Source organism: Fibrella rubiginis, from assembly GCF_017353185.1.
GTDB classification, from domain to species: Bacteria; Bacteroidota; Bacteroidia; order Cytophagales; family Spirosomataceae; genus Fibrella; species Fibrella rubiginis.
Genome location: NZ_JAFMYV010000010.1, coordinates 162229 through 183608, shown reverse-complemented (window position 1 = coordinate 183608; position 21380 = coordinate 162229). Strand labels below are relative to the sequence as shown.

The 21380-nt window shown below is 56.3% G+C and carries 14 protein-coding genes; 4 read left to right on the top strand and 10 right to left on the bottom strand.

Annotation, left to right across the window (positions count from 1 at the left end; translation table 11 throughout):
• The first annotated feature begins 104 nt into the window (after positions 1–104).
• Positions 105–533, top strand: a complete 429-nt coding sequence (locus tag J2I47_RS19105; protein WP_207366199.1) for an OsmC family protein — start codon at positions 105–107, stop codon at positions 531–533.
• A 3-nt stretch (positions 534–536) separates the two neighbouring features.
• Here the strand turns inward: J2I47_RS19105 and J2I47_RS19100 are convergent, their stop codons facing one another.
• From J2I47_RS19100 to J2I47_RS19090, 3 genes are all read right to left on the bottom strand, one after another.
• Entirely contained in the window at positions 537–995 is a 459-nt protein-coding gene (locus J2I47_RS19100; RefSeq protein ID WP_207366198.1) for a hypothetical protein, read from the bottom strand.
• A gap of 58 nt (positions 996–1053) precedes the next feature.
• Positions 1054–2412: an NAD(P)/FAD-dependent oxidoreductase gene (locus J2I47_RS19095; protein ID WP_207366197.1), complete on the bottom strand. Its 1359-nt coding sequence runs from the start codon at positions 2410–2412 to the stop codon at positions 1054–1056.
• A 130-nt stretch (positions 2413–2542) separates the two neighbouring features.
• Positions 2543–3262 (bottom strand): SDR family oxidoreductase, encoded by a 720-nt coding sequence (locus J2I47_RS19090; protein WP_207366196.1) that lies wholly within the window; start codon positions 3260–3262, stop codon positions 2543–2545.
• A gap of 111 nt (positions 3263–3373) precedes the next feature.
• Here J2I47_RS19090 and J2I47_RS19085 point away from each other — a divergent pair, with 111 nt between their 5' ends.
• A complete protein-coding gene (locus J2I47_RS19085; RefSeq protein ID WP_207366195.1) occupies positions 3374–4525 on the top strand; it encodes a PQQ-dependent sugar dehydrogenase in 1152 nt (383 codons plus the stop codon).
• A 32-nt stretch (positions 4526–4557) separates the two neighbouring features.
• Here the strand turns inward: J2I47_RS19085 and J2I47_RS19080 are convergent, their stop codons facing one another.
• Entirely contained in the window at positions 4558–5439 is an 882-nt protein-coding gene (locus J2I47_RS19080; RefSeq protein WP_207366194.1) for an alpha/beta hydrolase, read from the bottom strand.
• 116 nt (positions 5440–5555) lie between these two features.
• Here J2I47_RS19080 and J2I47_RS19075 point away from each other — a divergent pair, with 116 nt between their 5' ends.
• Entirely contained in the window at positions 5556–5858 is a 303-nt protein-coding gene (locus tag J2I47_RS19075) for a DUF427 domain-containing protein (RefSeq protein WP_510186178.1), read from the top strand.
• 53 nt (positions 5859–5911) lie between these two features.
• Here the strand turns inward: J2I47_RS19075 and J2I47_RS19070 are convergent, their stop codons facing one another.
• The 6 genes from J2I47_RS19070 to porU all read right to left on the bottom strand — a co-directional run bounded on the left by J2I47_RS19070 (position 5912) and on the right by porU (position 17815).
• Complete coding sequence (locus J2I47_RS19070; protein ID WP_207366192.1) at positions 5912–8164, bottom strand: TonB-dependent receptor; 2253 nt, start codon at positions 8162–8164, stop codon at positions 5912–5914.
• Positions 8165–8371: 207 nt separating this feature from the next.
• A complete protein-coding gene (locus J2I47_RS19065; protein WP_207366191.1) occupies positions 8372–9649 on the bottom strand; it encodes a tetratricopeptide repeat protein in 1278 nt (425 codons plus the stop codon).
• Between the two features lie 73 nt (positions 9650–9722).
• Positions 9723–11750, bottom strand: coding sequence for a DUF4331 domain-containing protein (locus J2I47_RS19060; RefSeq protein ID WP_207366190.1), 2028 nt, complete (start codon positions 11748–11750; stop codon positions 9723–9725).
• Between the two features lie 27 nt (positions 11751–11777).
• Positions 11778–13520 (bottom strand): DUF4331 domain-containing protein, encoded by a 1743-nt coding sequence (locus J2I47_RS19055; RefSeq protein WP_207366189.1) that lies wholly within the window; start codon positions 13518–13520, stop codon positions 11778–11780.
• 42 nt (positions 13521–13562) lie between these two features.
• Positions 13563–14024 (bottom strand): hypothetical protein, encoded by a 462-nt coding sequence (locus tag J2I47_RS19050; RefSeq protein WP_229374769.1) that lies wholly within the window; start codon positions 14022–14024, stop codon positions 13563–13565.
• 329 nt (positions 14025–14353) lie between these two features.
• Positions 14354–17815, bottom strand: coding sequence for a type IX secretion system sortase PorU (porU, locus tag J2I47_RS19045; protein ID WP_207366188.1), 3462 nt, complete (start codon positions 17813–17815; stop codon positions 14354–14356).
• Between the two features lie 207 nt (positions 17816–18022).
• Between porU and J2I47_RS19040 the strand changes: the two genes are divergently transcribed.
• A complete protein-coding gene (locus tag J2I47_RS19040; protein ID WP_207366187.1) occupies positions 18023–21220 on the top strand; it encodes a TonB-dependent receptor in 3198 nt (1065 codons plus the stop codon).
• Positions 21221–21380: the final 160 nt, after the last annotated feature.

Below are 21380 nucleotides of genomic sequence, written 5' to 3'. Positions count from 1 at the left end.
TTGCTCTTCCGGATTTTCAAGCCGGAAGTCTTTAACAGCGCGTTTGTAACGCGCCCGACCCACTGTTTTCTCTTACTTTTGCCGTTTACAAAGCAACTGCTTATATGGCAACCATCCAGATCAATTACCTCGGCGACCTCCGCACCGAAGACCTCCACCTCCAATCGGGCACGCGCATCCATACCGATGCCCCCAGCGACAATCAGGGTCGGGGTGAGGCCTTCTCCCCTACTGATCTGGTTGCCAACGCCCTGGGCACCTGTATTCTGACCACGATGGCCATTTTTGCCCGTCGCGACGGCATTGAACTGGCTGAAAGTAGCGCCGAGGTGACCAAAATCATGAGCACCGAACCCCCGCGCCGCATCGCCAGAATCGAGATCGACATCACCCTTCGCGCCCAAACCGGCTCTGGCGAACCCCTCACCGACGCCCAGAAAACCAAGCTGGAACGCATTGCCCAGACCTGCCCCGTAGCCATCAGCCTCCACCCCGATCTGGAGCAGGCCGTGACCATCCGTTGGGTTGGTTAACTGTTACACGAACAAGTTATTTGTTGCTCTTTGTATATGTCGCCGAGGTGGTGCAACGTGCTCAACCTGTCCACTTTTGATTATACCAACCCCTTGTCTGCGGTAGGCACCAGCATCAGGCAACAACTTAGCCATGAGTTGTTTATGCGCAGCCAGAAAGCTTTTTTCATCAGCAGGCTTATAGTCGCTTAGCCGGTCGTAAACGGCAATGGCGTTCATCACTTCCTGGATGTCTTTCCAGGGTCCCAAGACCCGTTTGTTTTCCAAGATGGCCGTGATCTGATCGGTTGAGAGTGTATTACCTTCAATTCCCAGCGAGGCTTGGATAGTCTGAATACGATTCTGTTTTCTAAGCTCCGGCGACTGTTTGGTCAAAAAATTCGCGTTTACTTCACCTATTTTCTCGGAGATGGTTGCTACTGCTTTCAGTATAGAGGTGGTGATGCTGTAGGGCGGGTTCATGATAGTATCATTTGATACGATCAAAAGTAGTTTTTTCAGATCCGAATAACACGCTAACCTACGCAAACAGCCGCTGGAATAAGCCTTTCTTTGCTTTCAGCTCAACCCCCATGCCGGGGTTTTCGGCGTTGAACTTGGCCAGGATAGTGGCTTCATGTTGGCGGAAGAATTCAGGGTCGAAGTTGGCCTGGGGGAGGTGCTCCAGGACGTGCTGAATGGGGCGGCTTTGCTCAATCCAGTTGGTCCAGACATCCTGGCGCTGACGGATGCCAAGGGCGTTCATGCCCGTCACGGCCCCACTGTCGGCGCGGCAGTTGATCCGCATGCCAATTTCGCCGTTGGGGTGTTCCCAATAGACTGTTTTCAGCGAACCATCGTCGGGAAGGTTGGCCGGGACGTCGCCGTAGGTTTGGTACTCGATGTCGAAGAATTTGGCGGAGTTGAAAAACACACCGGGGTTGTATACCGTCGGTTTGCCCAGCAGGGTTTTGGCCAGCGTTTCGCCCATGATGCGGCCCGTATACCAGATCTGTTCGGTGGGTCTGCGCACGGCCCCGTTGGTGCTGCGGGGCGGGTTGCGGTGCTGCACACAGTCGCCGATGGCATAGACGTCGGGGAGGTTGGTTTGAAGCATCTCGTCTACCAAAATGCCCCTGTCAACGTCCAAAGGCCCATTCCGAAGCCAGTCGATATTGGCTGATACACCCACCGATACGCCCACAAACTGCGCGTCGAGGCGGTTTCCTGCTTTGGTCGTTACGGCCCCTACCCGCCCGCTGCCGTCGTCATGCAGCTCGGTCACCTCTGTGTTCAGATGCAGGTCTACGTGATGGGCCCGAATGTGCCGCGTCACCAGCTGCGACTCCTCTTCGGGCAGCACCGACCGCCAGAAGCTGGGTTCGCGCACCAGAAACGACACGGGTATGTGGCGCGAGAGCAGCATTTCGCAGAGTTCAATGCCAATTAGCCCCCCGCCTACCACTACGGCCTTTTGGATGCCCTCGGCGGTAAGCTGCTCCATCTGATCGAGGTCGGGCTTGCCATAGAGGCCCTGCACCCCGCGCAGGCTGGTACCGAGGCTACCGGGCCGGTTTGGTTTCGACCCCAGGGCCAGCACCAGTACGTCGTAGGTCAAAACGGTGCCATTGTCGGTGGTGAGCTTTTTTTGTTCAAAATCGATCCGGTTCACGTGCGCCCGCAAAAGATCGATGCGGTTCTTAGCCCAGAAAAAGTCTTCATACGGCTTCGTATGCGCGTAGGTCATGTGGCCCATGTAGATGTACATGAGGGCTGTGCGCGAGAAGAAATGATCCGTTTCCGACGAGATAACGGTGATTTTATCATCGGCCCCTTTCCGCACCTCGCGCGCGGCGGTGATCCCGGCAATCCCATTTCCAATAATGACGACGTGACGCATGGTTTGATTTATGAATTACGAGGTACGATTTACGATTTTTGCTGACACCAGAGCAGACTAGCAGACTGAGGCAGCGTCAGCAAAAATCGTAAATCGTACCTCGTAACCGCAGCGGCGGACCGCTCGTAAATCATTTCTTTCCTCCCGGAATCGTGGGCCGGACTTCAATCTTGCTGGGCAGGGTGCGGGGGTGCATACTCAGCAGGTCGATCACGAGTTTGCCGATGTCTTCGGGCTGGATTTTCCAGGCGTCGGCGTCGCTGGGCGTGTGGTCGGCGAATTCAGTGGCTACCGAGCCGGGCATGATCGTGGATACTTTGATGCCCTCAGCGCGCAGATCGAGCATGATGGCCTGCGTGAAGCCCACCAAGCCGAACTTACTGGCATTGTAGGCTGATCCTTTTTCGAAGAAGTTCGTGCCCGCTAGGCTGGCAATACTGATGTAATAGCCTTCCGTCTTTTTCAATTCGGCAAGGGTCGCTTTAGCCGTGTTGAAGGCCCCCGTCAGGTTGATGTCGATGGTTTCGTGCCACTGCTCCGGGGTTAGCTCCTGGATGGGTGCAAAGTGTCCTATGCCCGCGTTGGCAATGACGTAATCCAATCGTTCCCACCGCTTAACTACTTCGTCGACAACCCGTTGCTGCGAGGCCAGATCGCGCACGTCGGCGGCCATGCCGAATGCGTAGCCTTCGTGAAGCTGATTCAAGTTTGCGGCGGCTTCGTCGGCTGCCTGCTGCGACCGGCTGGTAATAGCCACTTTCACGCCACTTTTAATGAGTGCTTCGGCCACGCCGTAGCCAATGCCTTTTGAGCCGCCCGTGATAAGGGCCGTTCTGATATGATCTGCCATGGTTAACTAATCGTTTTCAATCGTATAAGGTCTGGAAGGCCTCATATGTTTAACCGGAAAACGCGTTATACATAAAAACTATAGTAGCTGCATATCAATGCGACTCAACACATGAAAAATTCCCTGCTACTGATTACCTGCTGCCTGGGCATGTGGGCCTGTACCCGCACCGTCGACCCGGTCAATGCCCCTACGCCCCCAACGACCACCACGCCAACGGTACAGACAAAAACCCTGCTCACGGGTTACGAGATCATCTGGGGGATGGATTTTTTGCCCAACGGCGACCTGATCTTCGGTGAAAAGCGCGGCCGTATGTACCGCCGGTCAGGCGAGACCGTCACGGAATTGACGGGCCTGCCTACCGATATCAACACTAGCGGGCAGGGTGGTTTGCTCGATATTCGCGTTCATCCCAATTACGCCGCCAACGGCTGGATTTATGCCAGCTATGCTGCCTCAGCAGCAGGCACCACCAATACGCAGCTCAACCTGGTTCGTTTTAAACTGACCGAAAATCGCCTAACCGACCTGCAAACGATCTTTCGTGCCTCGGCCACCAACCAGTGGAAAGGCCACTACGGCAGCCGGATCGAATTCGACAAAAGCGGCCTGCTGTACCTGAGCATCGGCGAAGGCGGACCCAGCACCTACGGCGGGGTCAATTCGCCCAACAAAAACGCGCAGAATGTGCAGACCGAATGGGGCAAAGTGCACCGCATGACCGATAGTGGTGCCATACCTGCCGACAACCCCATCCTGCCCGGCAACACAGCCCCTACTACTGTGTTTTCGTATGGTCACCGCAACCCACAGGGACTGATTACTAACCCGTTAACCGGCGACATGTGGGAGAGTGAACACAGCGCCAAGGGTGGCGATGAAGTGAATATCCTGAAAAAAGGTAGTAACTACGGCTGGCCGCTGGTATCGTATGGCATCAATTACGACGGCACCACGATCTCGGCCAGCCCCACGATGGCGGGTGTCGAAAACCCCATCCACACCTGGACACCGTCTATCGGCCCCTGCGGTCTGGCGTTCGTCACCAGCGATTCGCTTAAAAGCTGGAAAGGTAATCTGCTGGTGGGCGGTCTGGCCCTTAATTACCTGAGCCGACTGGAACTGGACGGCAACAAGGTGGTTCGGGAGTCGAAGCTGCTGGATGGCAACCGCGTCCGCAATGTGAAGCAGGCCCCCGACGGCAGTATCTACGTGTCGGTTGAAAATCCGGGTCGTGTGTTGCGGCTGGTATTGCGGTAGGTTGACTACGCGTAGCAACTACCAGAATGACTTTACCCTTTTACCAGCGTCAGCAGGTCGCGGTAGATGATGTTGTGTTTCCAGAACAGTTGCTTCACCATGGGTACGTGTTTTTTACCCGGCAACACCTGGTATTTGTTCATAACGCCCACAGCATCAAGCTTTTCGTGAAACGCTTTGGTCCCGGCGGCAATGCTGGGGTACGTCTCGCCACCAGCAAAGAGCAGCATTGGCGGCAGGCCCGCCCGCACCTTGAACAGCGGCGATGCAGCCCGCCAGCCCTCAGGGTCGGTGCCGAATGAAACGAGGTACTGCTTATCGGCAGGGTTCTTGGTTTCTTTCAGGAAATCGTACATATCAATCCCGGCGGGGTCGTCCAGGATGGCGCCTTTTACGGGGTTCTTTGGCATCCCCAATGTCGTAAACAGGGCATCGTCAGTAGCCAGCAACGCCGCCAGTCCACCCCCGGCCGAGTGGCCCATGACGTAGATACGGTTGGGGTCGCCGCCATAGTCTGCGATGTGCTGCGAGATCCACTGCACGGCGCGGGCGCAATCGTTGCTCATGGCGGGCACCTGCACATTGGGCGCGAGGCGGTAGTTGATGACCACGGCCACAACGCCCTGTTTAGCCAGCCGCCGACCAATAAACCAGTAGATGTTTTTGTTGCCGCTGTTCCAGTTACCCCCGTGAATAAACACCACGACGGGCTTGGTCGTGGCTTTGTCGCGGTTGGGGCTATACACGTCGAGCAGATGCCGGACAGGATCAAAGCCGGGCGCGGTGGCAGGCAGGTAGGGTATGTTTCTGGTGCGGTGGCTGGTGAAACTAAGGGCCAGCGTTGACGAGGTAGTGCGGCAGATGAGCAGGCAAATCAGGACAAAAGCAAACAGATAACCGGGACGAATGTGCATGGCAGGTGATGATGGAACAAACAAAGGTGTCAGCAAACCTAACGCTTTGTAGCCCGAAAGGTTACTGACCTGCCATCGGGCCATTATAACGAAACTGCACCGGACAGAGTTATCTGATAACGCAAACAAAACGCACGATGAAAGCGATCTGGAACGGCCAAACCATTGCCGAAAGCAACAATACCGTTGTGGTTGAAAACAACCATTATTTTCCCAAAGAATCGGTGAAGGCCGAATACCTCACCGACAGCAGCACCCATACCACCTGCCCCTGGAAAGGCCTTGCCTCCTACTATTCGCTGACCGTCGACGGCAAAACCAACCCCGACGCCGCCTGGTACTATCCCGATCCAAAGGACGCCGCCAGCCAGATCAAAGACCACGTCGCTTTCTGGAAGGGCGTGAAAGTAGAAGCGTAGTATCAATCTGCGGCCCAATTCCCAATCAGGCCAGAACGACAACACGCGCCAATTCAGAACGAATACGTCAGGCTCAGCCGGGCGAAAAACGGGGTGCCGGGTGTGAAGCATATTTCCGTAATGGGGGCTGCTTCGCCCCGCAACCGGCTTTCGGTGGCAAACTGGGTTTCTTTCCAGCGCACGTTGAACAGGTTCTGCACCGACAGGCCCAGGGTATAGGCTTTCCGGCTATAATTGGCCTGCAAGTCGTTCACGAAATAGCCTTTCGCCACAATAGAATTGTCTTCGTTGGCGGGTCGGTCGGCAATATACCGGTAGCGCAGTGAGCCGCTGAATCCGGTTTCGGTTCGCAACGAAAGCCCGCCCGTAGAGGTGAAGGTTGGAGCCAGCGGGAGGTAGCTCTTGCCCGCTTCCACGCCAATGGCGCGGGGCGTAGCCGTATTCACATCAAGGTCGGCATAGAGGTGGTGAGTGAGTTGATACCGCGCCGACAGATCGAGACCGTACCGCCGCGACCGGCCGCTGGGCTCCACCACGTTCTCATCGCCAACGAAAACAAATTCCTGTGCCAGCCACAAATACCAGGCGGCAGCGTTGATAAGCAGTTTGGGTGACGGCTTCACAATGAGGCCCAGATCAGAGCCATAGGCCGCAGGCAGAATCTCTTTGCCACCCTGCGGCACCACCACCCGCGCATCGTTGGAATGGAAACCTTTGCCGGTGTTGAGGTACAGTTGCAAACGGGGACTGGCCGTGTAGTAGAGGTTCAGTTTAGGCGACACGATGGCCGCCGTGGCGTGCTGTTTGGTCAGGGGCTGGGCCAGCAGATCTTCATATTGACTCCGGAAATAATCGACCCGTACCCCGGCGTTGATCGTGACGCGCTCCGAGAGCTGCACCAGTTCATCGGCGTAGGCGGCGGCGTTGATTTCGTTGATGTTGCCGTAATTTTTCCGCTCCAGCGTAATCACCCGGTCTTTGGTGTGCGACAGTTCGGTGCCGTGGGTAATGTCCTGCCGATACTGCACGCCCACGGTGGTCGTCCAGGTGCTGCGGCCTACGGTGGTCTGGGTAGCATAGCTGCCGGTATAGCCAAATAGGTTCCGCTCTTCTTTCTGCCGAATCTGGTCGCCGTTGAGGGTATCTTCTTTGAAAAACGTGAAGTTGGAATACAGCTCGAAGTTGTAATTACTGTAGAACAACTGGTGCTTCATCACACGGTTACGGGGCGTCACAGTCACGAGTTGGGCATTCAGGTTGGTGCGGCTCGTTTCGCCGCCTTCGGTGGGGTCGATGGAGCCAAAGAAATCGGTCAGGCCCGCTGCCACGGCCCGGTCGGGGATTTGGCCGGAGTGGTTCCATTGGCTGTAGAACGTGGAGCCGGTCAGGGTCAGATTGGTGTTGGTGCCCACGTGCCCGTGGTACTTGCCTACCACGTTCAACCGCCTGAAATGCTGCGGGTTGTCGAAATACGAATTGGTGTAGGAATATTCCGACGCCAGGTAGGCCGACTGGTTATTATTCCGGCCTTTTTCGCCCAGCAGGTCAATACCCGCAACGGCCCGGTAGGTGTTGTACTGCCCCGTTTCGAGCTTCACAAAACTCTTGTCGAGGGCCGTACGGGTGCGAAAATCGACCCAGCCGGCCGTGGCCAAATTGCCCTTATCGGTCCGGTATGGCCCTTTTTTGAAGTCCACGCCCTCTACCAGTTCAGGAATGACAAAGTGCAGGTCGGCGTAGCCCTGCCCATGCGCATGCGACACCATATTGACCGGCATACCATCGACGGTCAGGCGAATGTCGGTGCCGTGGTCGAGGTCGAAACCGCGCAGGAAAATCTGTTCAGCCTTGCCCCCACCCGCGTGTTGCCCAATGAACAACCCTGGCACGAGCCGCAAAATCTCCTGCGAATTGGTGATGGGTCGGACCTTAATATCGAGGCTGCTAATGAGTTGCTGATCGTGCGCCCGCGCCGACGACACCACCACTTCGCTTAGTTCCAGGGGAGTACTGGTAAGCAACGTACTGACGGTAGTAGTCTGGTCGTCGTGAATGGAAACAACTACTGTTTGCGTGGCAAAACCTACGTGCGACAGCGTGAGGTGATACGACCCGGTGATGAGCTTATCGAAGTAATATTGCCCCAGTTCATTGGTATGGGTTGCTCTGCCGAGTTCGGTTAGTTGCACGGTTACCCCCACCAGCGGTAACCGGGTAACCGGGTCCTGAACCGTACCCGACAACTTGCCAAGGTGCGCAAAGGCACTAGTGCTGATCAGCAAAAAGAACAGGAAAAGTAGTTTCATACCGGTGTTGATAGACCGTAACAAGACCTTGACTCAGAGGCAGTTGTTTAGTTTTTTTGTCATCCCGACGCGTTTTTGTCATCCCGACGTCAGGAGGGATCTACTTCCCTACAAGTGAATTGTGCACTGGGGAAGTAGATCCCTCCTGACGTCGGGATGACAAAAAAACTAACCAAGCCAATAAACAAGCACGCCAAATACCCCACCTTACAACACAAACCTGGGGTTCGTTTTGCGGGCTTCGGCAATCAGCTTATTTCCCTGGTTCGCGTTGCCCAGAGCCAGTTCAATAGCCCCGGCGCGCTGGAGAAGTTCGGGGTCTTTCAGGCCCGTACGCAGGGCAACCTGCATGTGTTGCTCGGCTTTCTGCACGTTCTTCTGGTTGAAATACACCCAGGCCAGCGCATGGTTCACATCGATGTTTTTGGGGCGTTTGGCATATTCACGCAGGCCATACACCAGTGCCGAATCAAGCTGACCCGTTTTGGTATAGAGCTTGCACATTTCCAGGTCCACTACATGGCCTGACCGGGCATCATCGCCCAGCATCTTCACCACGTCGGCGTATTTGGCTTTGGCTTTTTCGGCCTTACCCTGTAGGGTATAGATGTCGGCCATCTCCTCGTGGAATGAAAATTCGGGCATAATCTTAGCCGCTTTGTCCAGTTCGGCCAGCGCCTTGTCATACTGTTTCTGCTCTTTGTATACCTGTGCTTTGCCCCTCAGCGCAAAGGCGTAGCTGGGTCGCATGCTTAGGATACCGGTGTACTGCTCGTCGGCTTTGGCAAGTTGACCCGTGGTTTCGTAGAGGTGGCCCAGCGTGTTTTTGCTCCAGCACTGGGGTTCTGAACTGGGCAAACCCGCCTGCACCGCCAGCTTCATAGCCGCAATGGAGCCGGGGTAATCGCCGTAGATTTCGCGGAGGTACGAAGCCCGCGAATACGACTCCAGCGAAGGCTTCAGCACCTGCATCTTGTCCGACATCGCCACGGCCTCTTCGTAGTTACCCAATTCCACGTTGGCGTCGACCAGTACACCATACACATACGCGTTGGCCGGATTGATTTTCTGCGCTGCCATGGCAATGGTCCGCGCTTCGGCAAACTGATGCTGCGACATTTTCACGGATGCTTTGAACGTCGTTGCCTCAAAGTTTTTCGGGTCGATGGCCAGCACCTTGTCCAGCATACTCAGGATGGCGGGGTAGTAGTACGGGTGTTCGCCGGTGATACGGGCTTCGGTCAAATAGATCACCACCATCTGCAACCGGGACTTCACGTCGCTGGGGTCTTTTTTAATCTTCTTTGTCAGCTCGGCAACTTTCTCTTTCGTGCGCGGCCACTCAATCGCTGCTGCCAGTTCACCCGTACGCTCAAACAGCGGGGGCATGTCGTAGCTGTGGGTAGCCTGCGCCGCAGTGTCTTTTTTCTGATTACAGCCTGACAAACAAATGGTTATGGCTAGTAAGAGGATAATGTGTTTCATGGGGGAAAGGTAAATTTTAGCGGTTTGAGGTAGTGTTGAGCCTCACACTACCTCAAACCGCTAACCTCTTTTTCTAATGCTTCAACAGCTTCACCGTTGTATACGGCTTGTCATTAACCGACAGCGTGGCCAGGCACAGTTGGGGAGCCAGATAGCTGCCGTTCCAATGCACGGTGTAGCTGCCGGCGGTCTGGTAGCCCTGATCGAGCAGGTCGATTTGTCGGCCATTGCCACCTACCAGCTTGATCACCACGTTGCCGTCGATGGTCAGTTTGTAACGCAGCGACACCGACGACTGGAACGGATTAGGGCCGGCCACCATTACGGCTTCCGGTGCTTTCAGGATCGTTGGTTCCACCGCTGTAATCACCGACGGACCTTCGTAGCCGGGGCCGTTGAAACCGCGCCAAGGGCTTTGCAGGTACGGGAAGTTCGCCTTGAACGTCGTGTCGTTTTTGGTCACGCCACCATTGAACGTCAGCGTACTCACCAGCTTCGGCGTAACCGGGCTGGGTGATGCGCTTGTGTAGTCATCATAAAACAGCCCGATAGCTGCCAACGCGACACCACCCACGGCCTGCAATTCGATGGTTGTTACGTCATCTTCCAGCCGACGACCATTCGGAAAACCGTCCATGTTCGGAATCATCTGAAGCGTCGTCGACCCGTTGTAGAGCGGATCAGTCAGCCCCAGCACCGCTGCCTGCACAATACCCAATGAACTAAACTTGGGATCGTTGCGGGGGGTAGCAGGCACGGCCATGTTCAACCGCAGCATGTCGCCCAGGGTGGGCAGGAAGTTGTTGATGAACGGCTTACCGGCGGCTAGTGGATTACCGTTTTTGCCCGTTGCTAATTGGTAGGGCCGCAGGTTAGGCACGCCTGTATAAAAGATCGGCAGAATGTCTACCGCACGGGGGCTGGTAGCGTTAGGCAGCAAAATAGTGCCAAAGACGGCATCATCTAGGGCCGTACCAGTCACGCCCGATGTGCCTTTCAGCGAAAACAGGCCTGACTTTGTGTTCCGGAAGTCGAACGAGCCGAGCGAGTTAGTCTGAACGCGTAGGGCCGATAGGCCCGGTACGGCGCCACCAAACTGCGAATCGTCCATGTACAGGGCCAGTTCGGGATTGCTGAAATACTGGGCAAACTGCACGTCGTCATACGGGTACGAGGCGTTCCACTTGTCTTTCATGCCAATGGGAATAATGGCTTCGTTGACCAGGGGCATACCCAACCGCGACACCTGAATCCAGTTGCCCGACACCAGCGAGGCCGTGCCGTCGGTGCTGAGCGTAGTAATGGCCGGGCGACTGGCCGAGGCCCACACGCCAATCACGTAGTCGGCATCCAGGATGTTGGCGGCCTGCGCCACAGTCTTGCCCGACTTCTGGAGCGTTGCCGTAGGCACTTCGATCACGATAGAGTGGCAGTTGTATTTTGCCAGTCCGTCACGAGCTGTTGCTGCCGAACGGAAACCACCCACGTCGAAGGCACCGCCGAGGTCAACGAAAAATGGATCGTCGGACGGGCCGCAGAAGATTTTCTCGCCCGTGCTGGCCGTGGTGATCGCCTGTTGCGCCAGGGCATCATACGACGCCGCACCCAGACCCACTGTCTTGTTCTCAATCGAGCGGGGGCCAATGTTATTGGCCGGTACTACACCGTTGGAAATGATGGCGGTGAAGGTGTTGCCCCCGTTGGTGCTCCGTTCGCAGGTATACGTGGTCTTCTGGTTTTGCTTACCCAGCCGGATATTGAAAAACGTGGTTGGGTCCTGGTTGGTTGTCGTAAACGTAAACCGGTAGATAATGTCGTCGCCTTTGGTGGCAGTGTTGTTATCGACGTGGATTTCGTAGCGGATGTTCTCACCGAACGTGTACCAGTTTGGGCCACCCGCCGGGTGTTCAAACGGAATGTAGTTGGCAATGAGCACGATGTTTTCCGCATTGACGGGGCTTTTGAAGGCGTAGACGTCGGTATTATCGGCCAGGGGATCGTTGGAAATCAGGGGCGCTTCGCGGTGGCTCGACGCCAGGGTTGTTGACGGCCGCAGGCAACCAATTGCCACCACTGCCATCAGGTATAAAAGACGGTTCATCTTGTTCATAATTGTAACAGTGAGGGATCAGAATCTGGCTTTTTTCGTGTAGTTGGTACCCCTCCACGGAATTTGTACGTAGGGGAAACCAGCCCTGAAGGTGGTGTCATTTTTTGTCGGTCCGGCGTTGAAGCTCAGCACATTAACCAGCTTCGGCGACACCGGCTTCAGCGTTGTGGCGTCGTCGTAGAAGAGTCCGATAGCCGCCAGCACCACACCCGATACGGCCTGCAACTCGATGGTTGTCACATCATCTTCCAGCCGACGACCATTCGGAAAACCATCCATGTTCGGGATCATCTGGAGCGAAGTCGACCCGTTGTAGGCCGGATCGGTCAGGCCCAGCACCGCCGCACCCACCAGACCCAGCGAACTGAACTTGGGGTCGTTGCGGGGGGTAGCGGGTACAGCCATGTTTAGCCGCAGCATATCGCCCAGCGTGGGCAGGAAGTTGTTGATGAACGGCTTACCAGCGGCCAGCGGGTTATTGTTCTTACCCGTAGCCAGTTGATACGGAGCCAGATTGGGCACACCCGTGTAGAAAATGGGCAGAATATCTACCGCGCGGGGGCTGGTTCCGTTGGGGAGCAACACCCCGCCAAAAGCCGCTTCGGCCAGGGCCGTACCGGCTACTGCCGCCGAGCCTTTGAGGCCAAACAAGCCTGCTTTCTGATTCCGGAAATCGAACGAACCCAGCGAGTTCTGCTGAATGCGCAGGGCCTTCATCGAGGGCACGGCGCCACCAAACTGCGAATCGTCCATGTACAGCGCCAGTTCGGGGTTGGTGAAATACGACGCAAACTGAAGATCGTTGTTGGGTGTGGTGGCATTCCACTTGTCTTTCATGCCTACGGGAATAATAGCCTCGTTGACCAGGGGCATTCCTAACCGCGAAACCTGCACCCAATTGCCCGAAAACTGGGCGGCACCGTTGCCATCCAGCGTTTTGATCTGCCGCCGGCTCGCCGACGCCCACACGCCGATGACAAAATCGCCGTCGAGGATGTTAGCCGCCTGCGACACGGTTTTGCCGTCTTTTTGCAGGAGGTTTACCGGAATTTTCAAGGCGATCGAATGCACGTTATACCGCGCCAGCCCGTCTTTGGGGGCGTTGGTCACGTTACCCTCCGGACGGAAGTTGCCTACGTCGAACGCACCGGCGAGGTCCACAAAGAAGGGGTCGTCGGACGGGCCGCAAAACACTTTCTCACCACTTGTTGCCGTGGCAATGGCGGCCTGCGCGAGGGCATCATACGAGGCGGCTTTCAGTCCCAGCGTAGGGTCTTCAATAGAGCGCGGCCCGATGTTGGCCGGGGGTACCACACCCGTAGCCACGATGGTGGTGAACGAGACGCCACCGTCGGTGCTTTTTTCGCAGACGTAGGTGGTTTTCAGGTTCTGCTTACCCAGCCGGATATTAAAAAACGTGGTTGGGTCTTCGTTGGTGTTCGAGAACGTAAACCGGTACGTAATGTCGTCGCCGGTAGTTGTTGTCCTGTTTTTGATGTGAATTTCGTAGCGGATGTTTGGCCCGAAGCTGTAGTAGTTGGGGCCACCCTCGGGCAGTTCGAACGGGATGTAGTTCGCAATCAGGGTGATCATGTTCGGATCATCCGGGCTTTTGAAGGCGTAGACGTCGGTGTTGTCGGCCAGGGGATCGTTGGAGATCAGGGGGGCTTCCCGGTGGCTCGACGCATAGCTGAGGTTAGCCATGCACAGCAGGAGGACCAACACAAACAGTCCTCTTGGTGATAGGTATATTCGGTTCATGAGCAAACGAAGTTGAATGAGTTGAAAAACAACAAAGACGCTCTATTGAGCCGTCAGGGTATACCGGTTGGTAAGGCCACCCGTTTTCTGGCTGACCGTGGCTGTAGTGAGCACCAGTTCGGTAGCCGAAATGGAGTTGATCGTAAATTCAAGCGTTCCGTTCGATCCCGACGGTTGTGGTGTAAGGCCACTAAGGATCAGTCGCTTATCGTCAATAACCTGCCAGTTGCTCGCAATGAACGTGTTGGCGTCAAATTCGCGGTACGTAGCCATGGGCGGCTTGCTCAGGTCGAGCAGAAACTTGCTGTAGCCGGGCCTGATGTTGTTGGCGCTGCCCCGCGTGTAGACGGTCACGCCGTTTTCATCGACGGATCGTAATGTAAACGACCGGGCAATTTGCGCCAGCACCGACGGTGAGGCATTTCGGTGGTCGGTGCAGCCGGTTAGAAATCCTACCAGCAGAACCGAAACTAACGCCCACCCTAGAGTAGCGGTCTTTTTCATAAGTGACTATTGTTTGGTTAAAAATATAGTAAGTAATAACGCAACTATCTGAAATTCAACCATTTATCAGACATACTGTATGTACGCTTTTAACAAGTGGCCGGATGTAAGAAATTGTAGAAGTGCTTATTTATTTTTTATTAGGTATGTCCGTGGGGGGTTCAGAAACTAGATTTATGCCCTTCTTGATAGCACTGGGGCTGTTTTCGTTTATATAACTTCTATAAATTTTAATGTGGATGGCAGGTTGTTGTCGGGGGTGGGTCAGCGCCTCGTCCGATGACAACCCGTCCACCGCATCAACGCCCCACCGTAGCGGCAGACCGTCTCTACCGCATCAACAACAACGTTCCGCTGCCCGTAGCAGTAGACCCGTCGCTTACCGAATGAACCTGTAACTTGTAGATATAAAGACCATTAACGAGGCTAAGCCCACTACTTTCACGGCCATCCCAGCCGCTGATGACCAAGGGACTCGGACAGCCAGGGCACTGCCCCTGTTGCTCGCTTAGTAGCTTTCCCGTTGCGTCGAACACTACCAGTGACCAGTCGAGGTTGTCGCCGGGGCGGTTGTGGGTAGCGGTGATGGTAGTTTTGTCCGAAAACGGGTTGGGAAATGCCGTCATCGGCCGCAGTGACAATGGGGGTTTATCGGTCACCACAAACGTCAGTGTGGCGTCGGCGGCATTATTGCTCAGGTCATAGGCCCTAACGTGGGCAGTATACGTTCCATTGGTTAACCCGGTAATAGAATAGCGAACGCGCCCCTGCCGTCCGTCGGCGGTGGTGGCGGTGTAATAGGTGCTCAGCAGCACGGGGTCGCGCCCGTCGAGTTGCAGGGTCAACGCATGGTCTTTTACAGCCTGCGACAAGTTGATTCCTTCATTATCAGACAGATCAACTAACAGCGTAACGGTCGGCCCGGCAACGGTCAGGTACGGCACGGTAGCCAGGGTATCGGCCAGCGACAGGCGGATAACGGGTGGCTGCACGTCGGCTACCGGAGGCGTACGAGCAACACCACCAAGGGGTAAATCGGTGGCTCCACCCGCATCCGTCAGCCCATCGTCGCGCAGGGCGTAGGCGTAGAGGCGGCCCGGCCCAACGGTCAGGTCAAGGTCTTTGGGGAGGGTAAACTGCGCCTGAAACTGCCCGTTCTGCACCCGCACCTGCCCGGAATAGAGGCGATTGGTATAGGAACGAAAAGCCATCTTCGGGTTGCCCTCCAGACCCAGCGTAGTCAGGCTGGTTGGTTTATCGTAGAGCGTAAGCTGCGCCGTGCCCGAAAAATTGGCCAGCGCCTGCGCCATGCCCGGCAAACGAACCTCGCCCGTGAGTGTCACCTGTTGCAAGGCCCGCAACGTGTCGGGAACCGTTAGTGCATGGCCATTCAGCCCGGTGAGCACCACCTCGGCGCGGGGGTAGGCCAGCCGCATGGATGGGTCGCCGAGGAGGGTGAAATTCCGGTTTTGCACCCCCGCCAGGCTGCTGTCTTTGGTGGCCCGGATCACGTCGCCCAGCCGGGGCATCCGGCCTGCCCTGGGCTGAAAAACGGTTCGGTAAAATGCCTGATTCAGCAACAGGTTCTTATCCGCGAAAACGGGCCGGGTGGTGGTCAGCAGGCCAATTCCACCCCCCGTGGGGTTCAGGAGGGCTATTTCGGCTCCCGAACTACTCGTCGGGTCGTCGTAGCGGCCAAACTCGCAGGTGGCGGTGACGAACAGAGGCAGGCGCGGAACGGGCGTAGTCAGGATGTCTTTTAGGGTGAGAATCTGCTCCTGCGCCCATTCCCGAATGCCCCCGTGTCCGGTGTAGTTAATGATGAGCCGCCCGTCCTGCATAGCCTGCCGGATACGGGCGTTAACGGGCAGCGATTTTGGCACCACCTGCGTGCCCACGGTGTCGGCCGTTCGGGGAAAGAGGTCGATGAACAGGCGGTCGGGGTGATAGGCCGGGGCGTGGGTTTCTACGTATGTGGCCAGCTGATCGGCGTCGCGCTGATGGATATTATCGTCGCCATCGTCGGCCACGATCAGCAGTTGCGACCGCCAGTTGCCCGTTGTTTTATCGGTGGCGTAGCGGATGAGTTTGTCGACCACCGTTTTAGCCTCGTCAAGTGATTTCACGGGCAACCGACCTACCCCAATATCGAGCCGCTGGTCGCCCGTAAAATCTTCCGTCCACTCGCCATCCGTGTCTTTGAGAAACCCAAAATAATCATCCGACGAAAAGCTTAGCAGTGGGTGCAACGACTCGCGGCTTTCGTAGACCGGCACCATGCTGGCCTGTTCTGTGGGCGACAGAAACTGGTCGATATTGCGGTAATCGTAGGTTGCATCACCAAACAGCAGCAGGTAACGCAGCCCGGCGGATGGTGACCCGGATTGGCCATACTGGTAGAAATACCGGCACATATCACGAATGGCCGTGGGGTCGGGCTGCCCCGAACTGAACTCATTATACACCTGCTGCGTGGTCACCACCAGCACCGACAGGCTGTCATTGGTTCTCCGATACTGCGCTAAACGGTCGGCTTCAGCCCGCCAGGCCAGGGGCGTCACAATCAGCAGGTTAGGCGCTTGCTGACCGCGTATGTCCTGGTTGGCGATAACGTTGATGGAAGCAGGCAACCCGGTTGTGGCATCCGTAAAGAGCATATACTCGTGCCGGGCCAGACTGTCTGACGACCACGTTGCGGCCAAACCCGTCAGGCTATAGGCTTGCTGGGCGGGCCGTAGCGGGTTGGTCACGTCCCAGATGCGCAACGCCGCCGTGGCCTGTTTCGCCACGAACCGGCCGGCCGTGCTACGCACAAGGGTTGGCTGGTCATATTGGCGAAGCTCACGCTGGTACTGGGCGGACAAAAAATCGAGGTAGCCCGACGACCCCGCCCCACCCTTCCGGCTGGATGTCAACTGGATAGAAAGCCCCTCGCCCGCCCCCGTCGGCGTGGTGGTGAAGGTGCTGGTGTTCAGCATACCCCGCGTGGTATAGCGCGTGAGCGCATCGGCTACGGGTTCTACAGTCTGGCTCCCGATGTCGCTGCCGTTGACCTGCAAAAAATACGTGGTCTGTGCCGTCGATGAAGCCATCACCGCCGACCGAACCAGGACAGACGTGTTGGCAATTCGGCCCGGCGTGTTGAGCGTAACCGTCAGCCGTTGAGACAATTCACCCTGAAACGCTTCGCCCAGCCAGTACCGGCCCGATGCCAGCGGCTTCACCCGTTCGGCTTCGTGAAAAACATAATCGGTATAGGTCGTGATGGGCGTACCCGTGATCGTGTTGCCCGCCGCCCGATTCGCCACGCGCATCCCCAGACGTGGGACCGCTGCTGACGGACCGATGGTCAGAAAATAAAACGTCGTGTCGGCGTAGGGATTGAGTTGGTGCGAGACCGGTTTCCCGGCCGCGTCAACGGTGATTTTGGTGCTGCCCTGCCCGAAAAACAATAGCGCATCGGCTGGATCGAAACGGCCATCGGACTCGCCCGTTACCTGCACGGCGTTTTCGAGCAAATCAACGGGGCGCGCGGTGGCGTTGGGTTGGGGAAGCGCCGCGCCGCCGTTACCATAGAGCCGAAACAGGCGTGGGTCGGCGGTGGCGAAGGCGGGATTAGCTTTGGTAAGTGTAGCATAATCGAGCCGGACAATACCCGTTTCCGTCACGCCAATTTTAAGCCACTGTCCCGTTTGCAATACCGACCGGACAGTCTGCCCCCAACCGATTGTGCTGCCAAGCAGACCAATCAGTAAGAGTCCGCCACGCAGTCGTCGGTTGAGCCAGCACATGTATCAAAGGGGAAATAACACCGGGTATTGCTTACGTAAAAGGCTCATTACCAGATTCTGATTCTGTCAAATTTACTTTTTTCGGCCTTTCTGTCTGCTTTAAACAGACCTAAAAATTATACTGACTACAATATGGTAACACTCACATAATACCCTAGTAGATCAGTTCCACTCTCTTTGCGGTTTCAACAAGCAGCGCACTACTCCATGAAGAAAACCTTACTTTTCGCTCCGTTACTCATTCTGTTCATCTGCCTGTTTGGAGGCAAAACGGTCGCTCAGACCACGCAGGCCTCGATTTTGGGCGTTATTTCAGAAAAGGGGAAAACACCCCTGCCAGGAGCTACCGTTCGGGTAAGGAACGAATCAACGGGGTTTAGCACCGGCACGGTGACCAACGCACAGGGCGAATATGCCTTCAAAGAATTACCCCTTGGCGGGCCATACAGCGTGCAGGTTACGTTTGTGGGCTATGGCGAGCAAACCCGCAACGGATACATGCTCAACCAGGGCGATGCCATCCGGGTGAACCTCAGCATGGAAGAAAATGGCCAGACGCTCGACGTGGTGCAGGTGATGGCGTCGGGCCTGAAAAACAAGGTAGATAACCTCGGCGCGGCCACGGCTATTTCGGCCAAATCCATTGCCGCCCTGCCCGTTAATGGCCGCAACTTCACGTCTCTCACCGACTTGTCGCCATTGAGCCGGGGCGGTAGTATTTCGGGGCAGCTTGGCTCATCCACCAACTACACTATCGACGGCATGACGGCCAAAAACCCAACGTCGGCAGGGGCAACAACCAGCCGTAGCGGGGCGCCTTACTCCATTTCTATTGAAGCCGTCCGGGAGTTTAAAGTGGTTACGAACCAGTATGACGTGATCTATGGCCGCAGCGGTGGGGGCATTGTGAGTGCCGTAACCAAGGCGGGCACCAACCGGCTTACGGGCAGCGCCTTCAACTACACCCGCGCCAACTGGCTGTCGAGTTCCTACGACATTCGGGGTAACAAACGCGTGGCACCGTTCTCGACCAATCAGTTCGGGTTTTCGCTGGGCGGGCCAATCATTAAGGACAGGCTACACTTTTTCGTGGTCTGGGACCATCAGCAGGATTCGCGCCCGCTGCTCATTGCCGACGTGCAATCGCCCGCCGACGAAACCCGGTTCAACGTTACCCGCGCCACGCTCGACCGGTTTGTGGGTATTGCCCGTGCGCAGTACGGCACGGCCAATTCCCCGCAATATGGTTCGTTTGACAAGGTCCGCGGGTCTGATGCCGCCTTTGCCCGCATCGACTGGCAGCTCAACGCCAAGAACCTGCTCACGATCCGCGACAACTACACCAGCGACCGCAACAAGCTGGGCCTGGCCGACAATACGGCCATCAATATTTTCGAGTCGTATGGCAACGATTACAACGTAGACAACAGCTTTCTGGCCACGCTACGGACGTCGGTGAGTTCACGATTTACGAACGAACTGAAACTTCAGCACCTGTACACCTACCAGAAAAGCAGCCCCGGCGATCAGCTGCCGGAGGCCAACATTCCCCGCAACATCGTCGAAAACGTATCGTCGACCATCGACGGTGCCAACCGGTCGACCAATATTCAGATGGGGGGCCACCGCTTTGCTCAGGAGGGGTTCGACAACAACGTGCTTCAACTGATCAACAACGCCTATTACAATACCGACAAGGTGCAGTACACGTTTGGCGTTGACCTCATGTACACGCGGGCGCACTCGCTCTACGGCAGTGAAGTAAACGGCCGTTTCCACTACACCGTAGATGGGACGCAGACGGCCCTGGATAAATTCGAGAAACTACAGCCCTACCGCTATTACCGCGAGGTACCGCTGGTGGCCGATCCCAGTGTGGTGGGCCACACATTCAATGCAGGTATCTATGGCCAGATGACCACCAAACTGGCCCCTGGGCTGGAAGTAACGGGAGGACTGCGGTTCGACTACGCGCACTACCCATCGTCGCCGTTCAACCAACTGGTGTATGATGAATTGAAACTGCGCACCGACAATCAGCTAAAATCATTCGTGGCCCAGCCCCGCCTGCAACTTACCTGGGACATCGGCGACCACCACACCGATTACATCCGGTTTGGGGCGGGCATTTTTGCGTCGGATATCAACAACTACGCCATCATCAACAACCTCACTTTCGATGGTAAGCACCTGGCCACCGTCGACGTGCGGGGCGCCAACGTACCCACGCCCGATTTCGCGGCCTACCGCAGCAATTACGCCAGCATACCGTCGCTGGCGGCGTTTCAGCTACCCACCATCAACATGACCGGCCCCAATGCGCAGGTACCGGTGCTCTACAAAGCCAACCTGTCATATAGCCGCTACCTCACCGACAGGCTGAAAGTGGGTGTTGCCGGGTATGCTTCGCTGGCGCGCAATAACTACATGTACGTAGACCGTAACATGGTCGTCGACCCTTATTTCCGCCTGGCCAACGAAGACAACCGCGGGGTGTATGTACCCCTCAGCACCATGCCCACCAACGGCGCCGGCGACTGGCTGCAGGGCCGTATCAGCCAGAAGCTGGGGCGGGTGCTGGAGTTGAACAGCGATGGAAAGGTAAACCAGTTTGCCGTGGTGCTCGATGCCACGTACCAGTATTTCCGTGACGGCGAAATCTCGGCGAGCTACACCTGGAACGACACCCGCGACAACACGTCCTACAACGGCAACGTGGCCAATACGGCTACTCTCTCGCTGCCGGTGAAAGATGACCCGCGCAACCTGAGCAGCCTGTCGTATTCCGACAACCAGTTTCGCCATAAAGTGGTCGTTTTTGGCACGTTACCCACGTTTTATGGTGTCACAGTAGGCTTCCGGTTCTCGGGCATTGGCGGCACACGCTATTCGCTGCTGTCGGGCGCCAACAGCAACGCCGACTTCGTATCGGGCACCAACGACCTGGCCTTTGTTTTCGACAAAAACGCCGAGAGTGTGCCGGCCAACGTAAAAACGGGTTTGCAGGCCATCCTCGACAACCCCAACGCCAGCCAGAGTATCAAAGACTACATCACCCAGTATTCGGGTAAAATTGCCGAGCGAAATGGCGGCATCAACGGCTTCTACGGCGTTTTCGACCTAAGGGCCAGCAAGCGGTTCCAGCTCTACAAAACCCACAGCATCGACCTGTCTGTGGACGTGTTTAATCTGGCTAACCTGCTGAGCCGGACCGGCGGCACCAACCAGTCGCTGGGCACACAGGCCCTGTATGCACTGGGCATTCCGGCCACGGCTACCACACCCGCCGTAGCCAATTTCGACAAAGTAAACCAGCGGTTCGTGTACCGGGTCAACACGGCGGGAGTGGTGACGCCCTCCGGCGATCCTTTCCAGATTCAGCTGGGAATCCGATACGGGTTTTAGAGTCATCTAGGCGAAAAAAGGCTACCCTAAACGACCGGTGACTGCATGTCTGCCGGCCGTTTAGGGTAGCCTTTTTTCCTTGAGTACCCCTGCAGGCATGTTAGTAAAAGTAAAATAGGTGTCCGGCTAGCTTACTGATGCAACCTAACCGGATTTGTCT

What these genes read in the sequence shown, in the direction of transcription:
- J2I47_RS19090 (WP_207366196.1), bottom strand. Translation starts at nt 3,262, where the DNA reads ATGGCAGATCATATCAGAACGGCCCTTATCACGGGCGGCTCAAAAGGC.
- J2I47_RS19065 (WP_207366191.1), bottom strand. Translation starts at nt 9,649, where the DNA reads ATGAAACACATTATCCTCTTACTAGCCATAACCATTTGTTTGTCAGGC.
- J2I47_RS19060 (WP_207366190.1), bottom strand. Translation starts at nt 11,750, where the DNA reads ATGAACCGTCTTTTATACCTGATGGCAGTGGTGGCAATTGGTTGCCTG.
- J2I47_RS19095 (WP_207366197.1), bottom strand. Translation starts at nt 2,412, where the DNA reads ATGCGTCACGTCGTCATTATTGGAAATGGGATTGCCGGGATCACCGCC.
- J2I47_RS19040 (WP_207366187.1), top strand. Translation starts at nt 18,023, where the DNA reads ATGAAGAAAACCTTACTTTTCGCTCCGTTACTCATTCTGTTCATCTGC.
- J2I47_RS19080 (WP_207366194.1), bottom strand. Translation starts at nt 5,439, where the DNA reads ATGCACATTCGTCCCGGTTATCTGTTTGCTTTTGTCCTGATTTGCCTG.
- J2I47_RS19050 (WP_229374769.1), bottom strand. Translation starts at nt 14,024, where the DNA reads ATGAAAAAGACCGCTACTCTAGGGTGGGCGTTAGTTTCGGTTCTGCTG.
- J2I47_RS19105 (WP_207366199.1), top strand. Translation starts at nt 105, where the DNA reads ATGGCAACCATCCAGATCAATTACCTCGGCGACCTCCGCACCGAAGAC.
- J2I47_RS19070 (WP_207366192.1), bottom strand. Translation starts at nt 8,164, where the DNA reads ATGAAACTACTTTTCCTGTTCTTTTTGCTGATCAGCACTAGTGCCTTT.
- porU (WP_207366188.1), bottom strand. Translation starts at nt 17,815, where the DNA reads ATGTGCTGGCTCAACCGACGACTGCGTGGCGGACTCTTACTGATTGGT.
- J2I47_RS19055 (WP_207366189.1), bottom strand. Translation starts at nt 13,520, where the DNA reads ATGAACCGAATATACCTATCACCAAGAGGACTGTTTGTGTTGGTCCTC.
- J2I47_RS19085 (WP_207366195.1), top strand. Translation starts at nt 3,374, where the DNA reads ATGAAAAATTCCCTGCTACTGATTACCTGCTGCCTGGGCATGTGGGCC.
- J2I47_RS19100 (WP_207366198.1), bottom strand. Translation starts at nt 995, where the DNA reads ATGAACCCGCCCTACAGCATCACCACCTCTATACTGAAAGCAGTAGCA.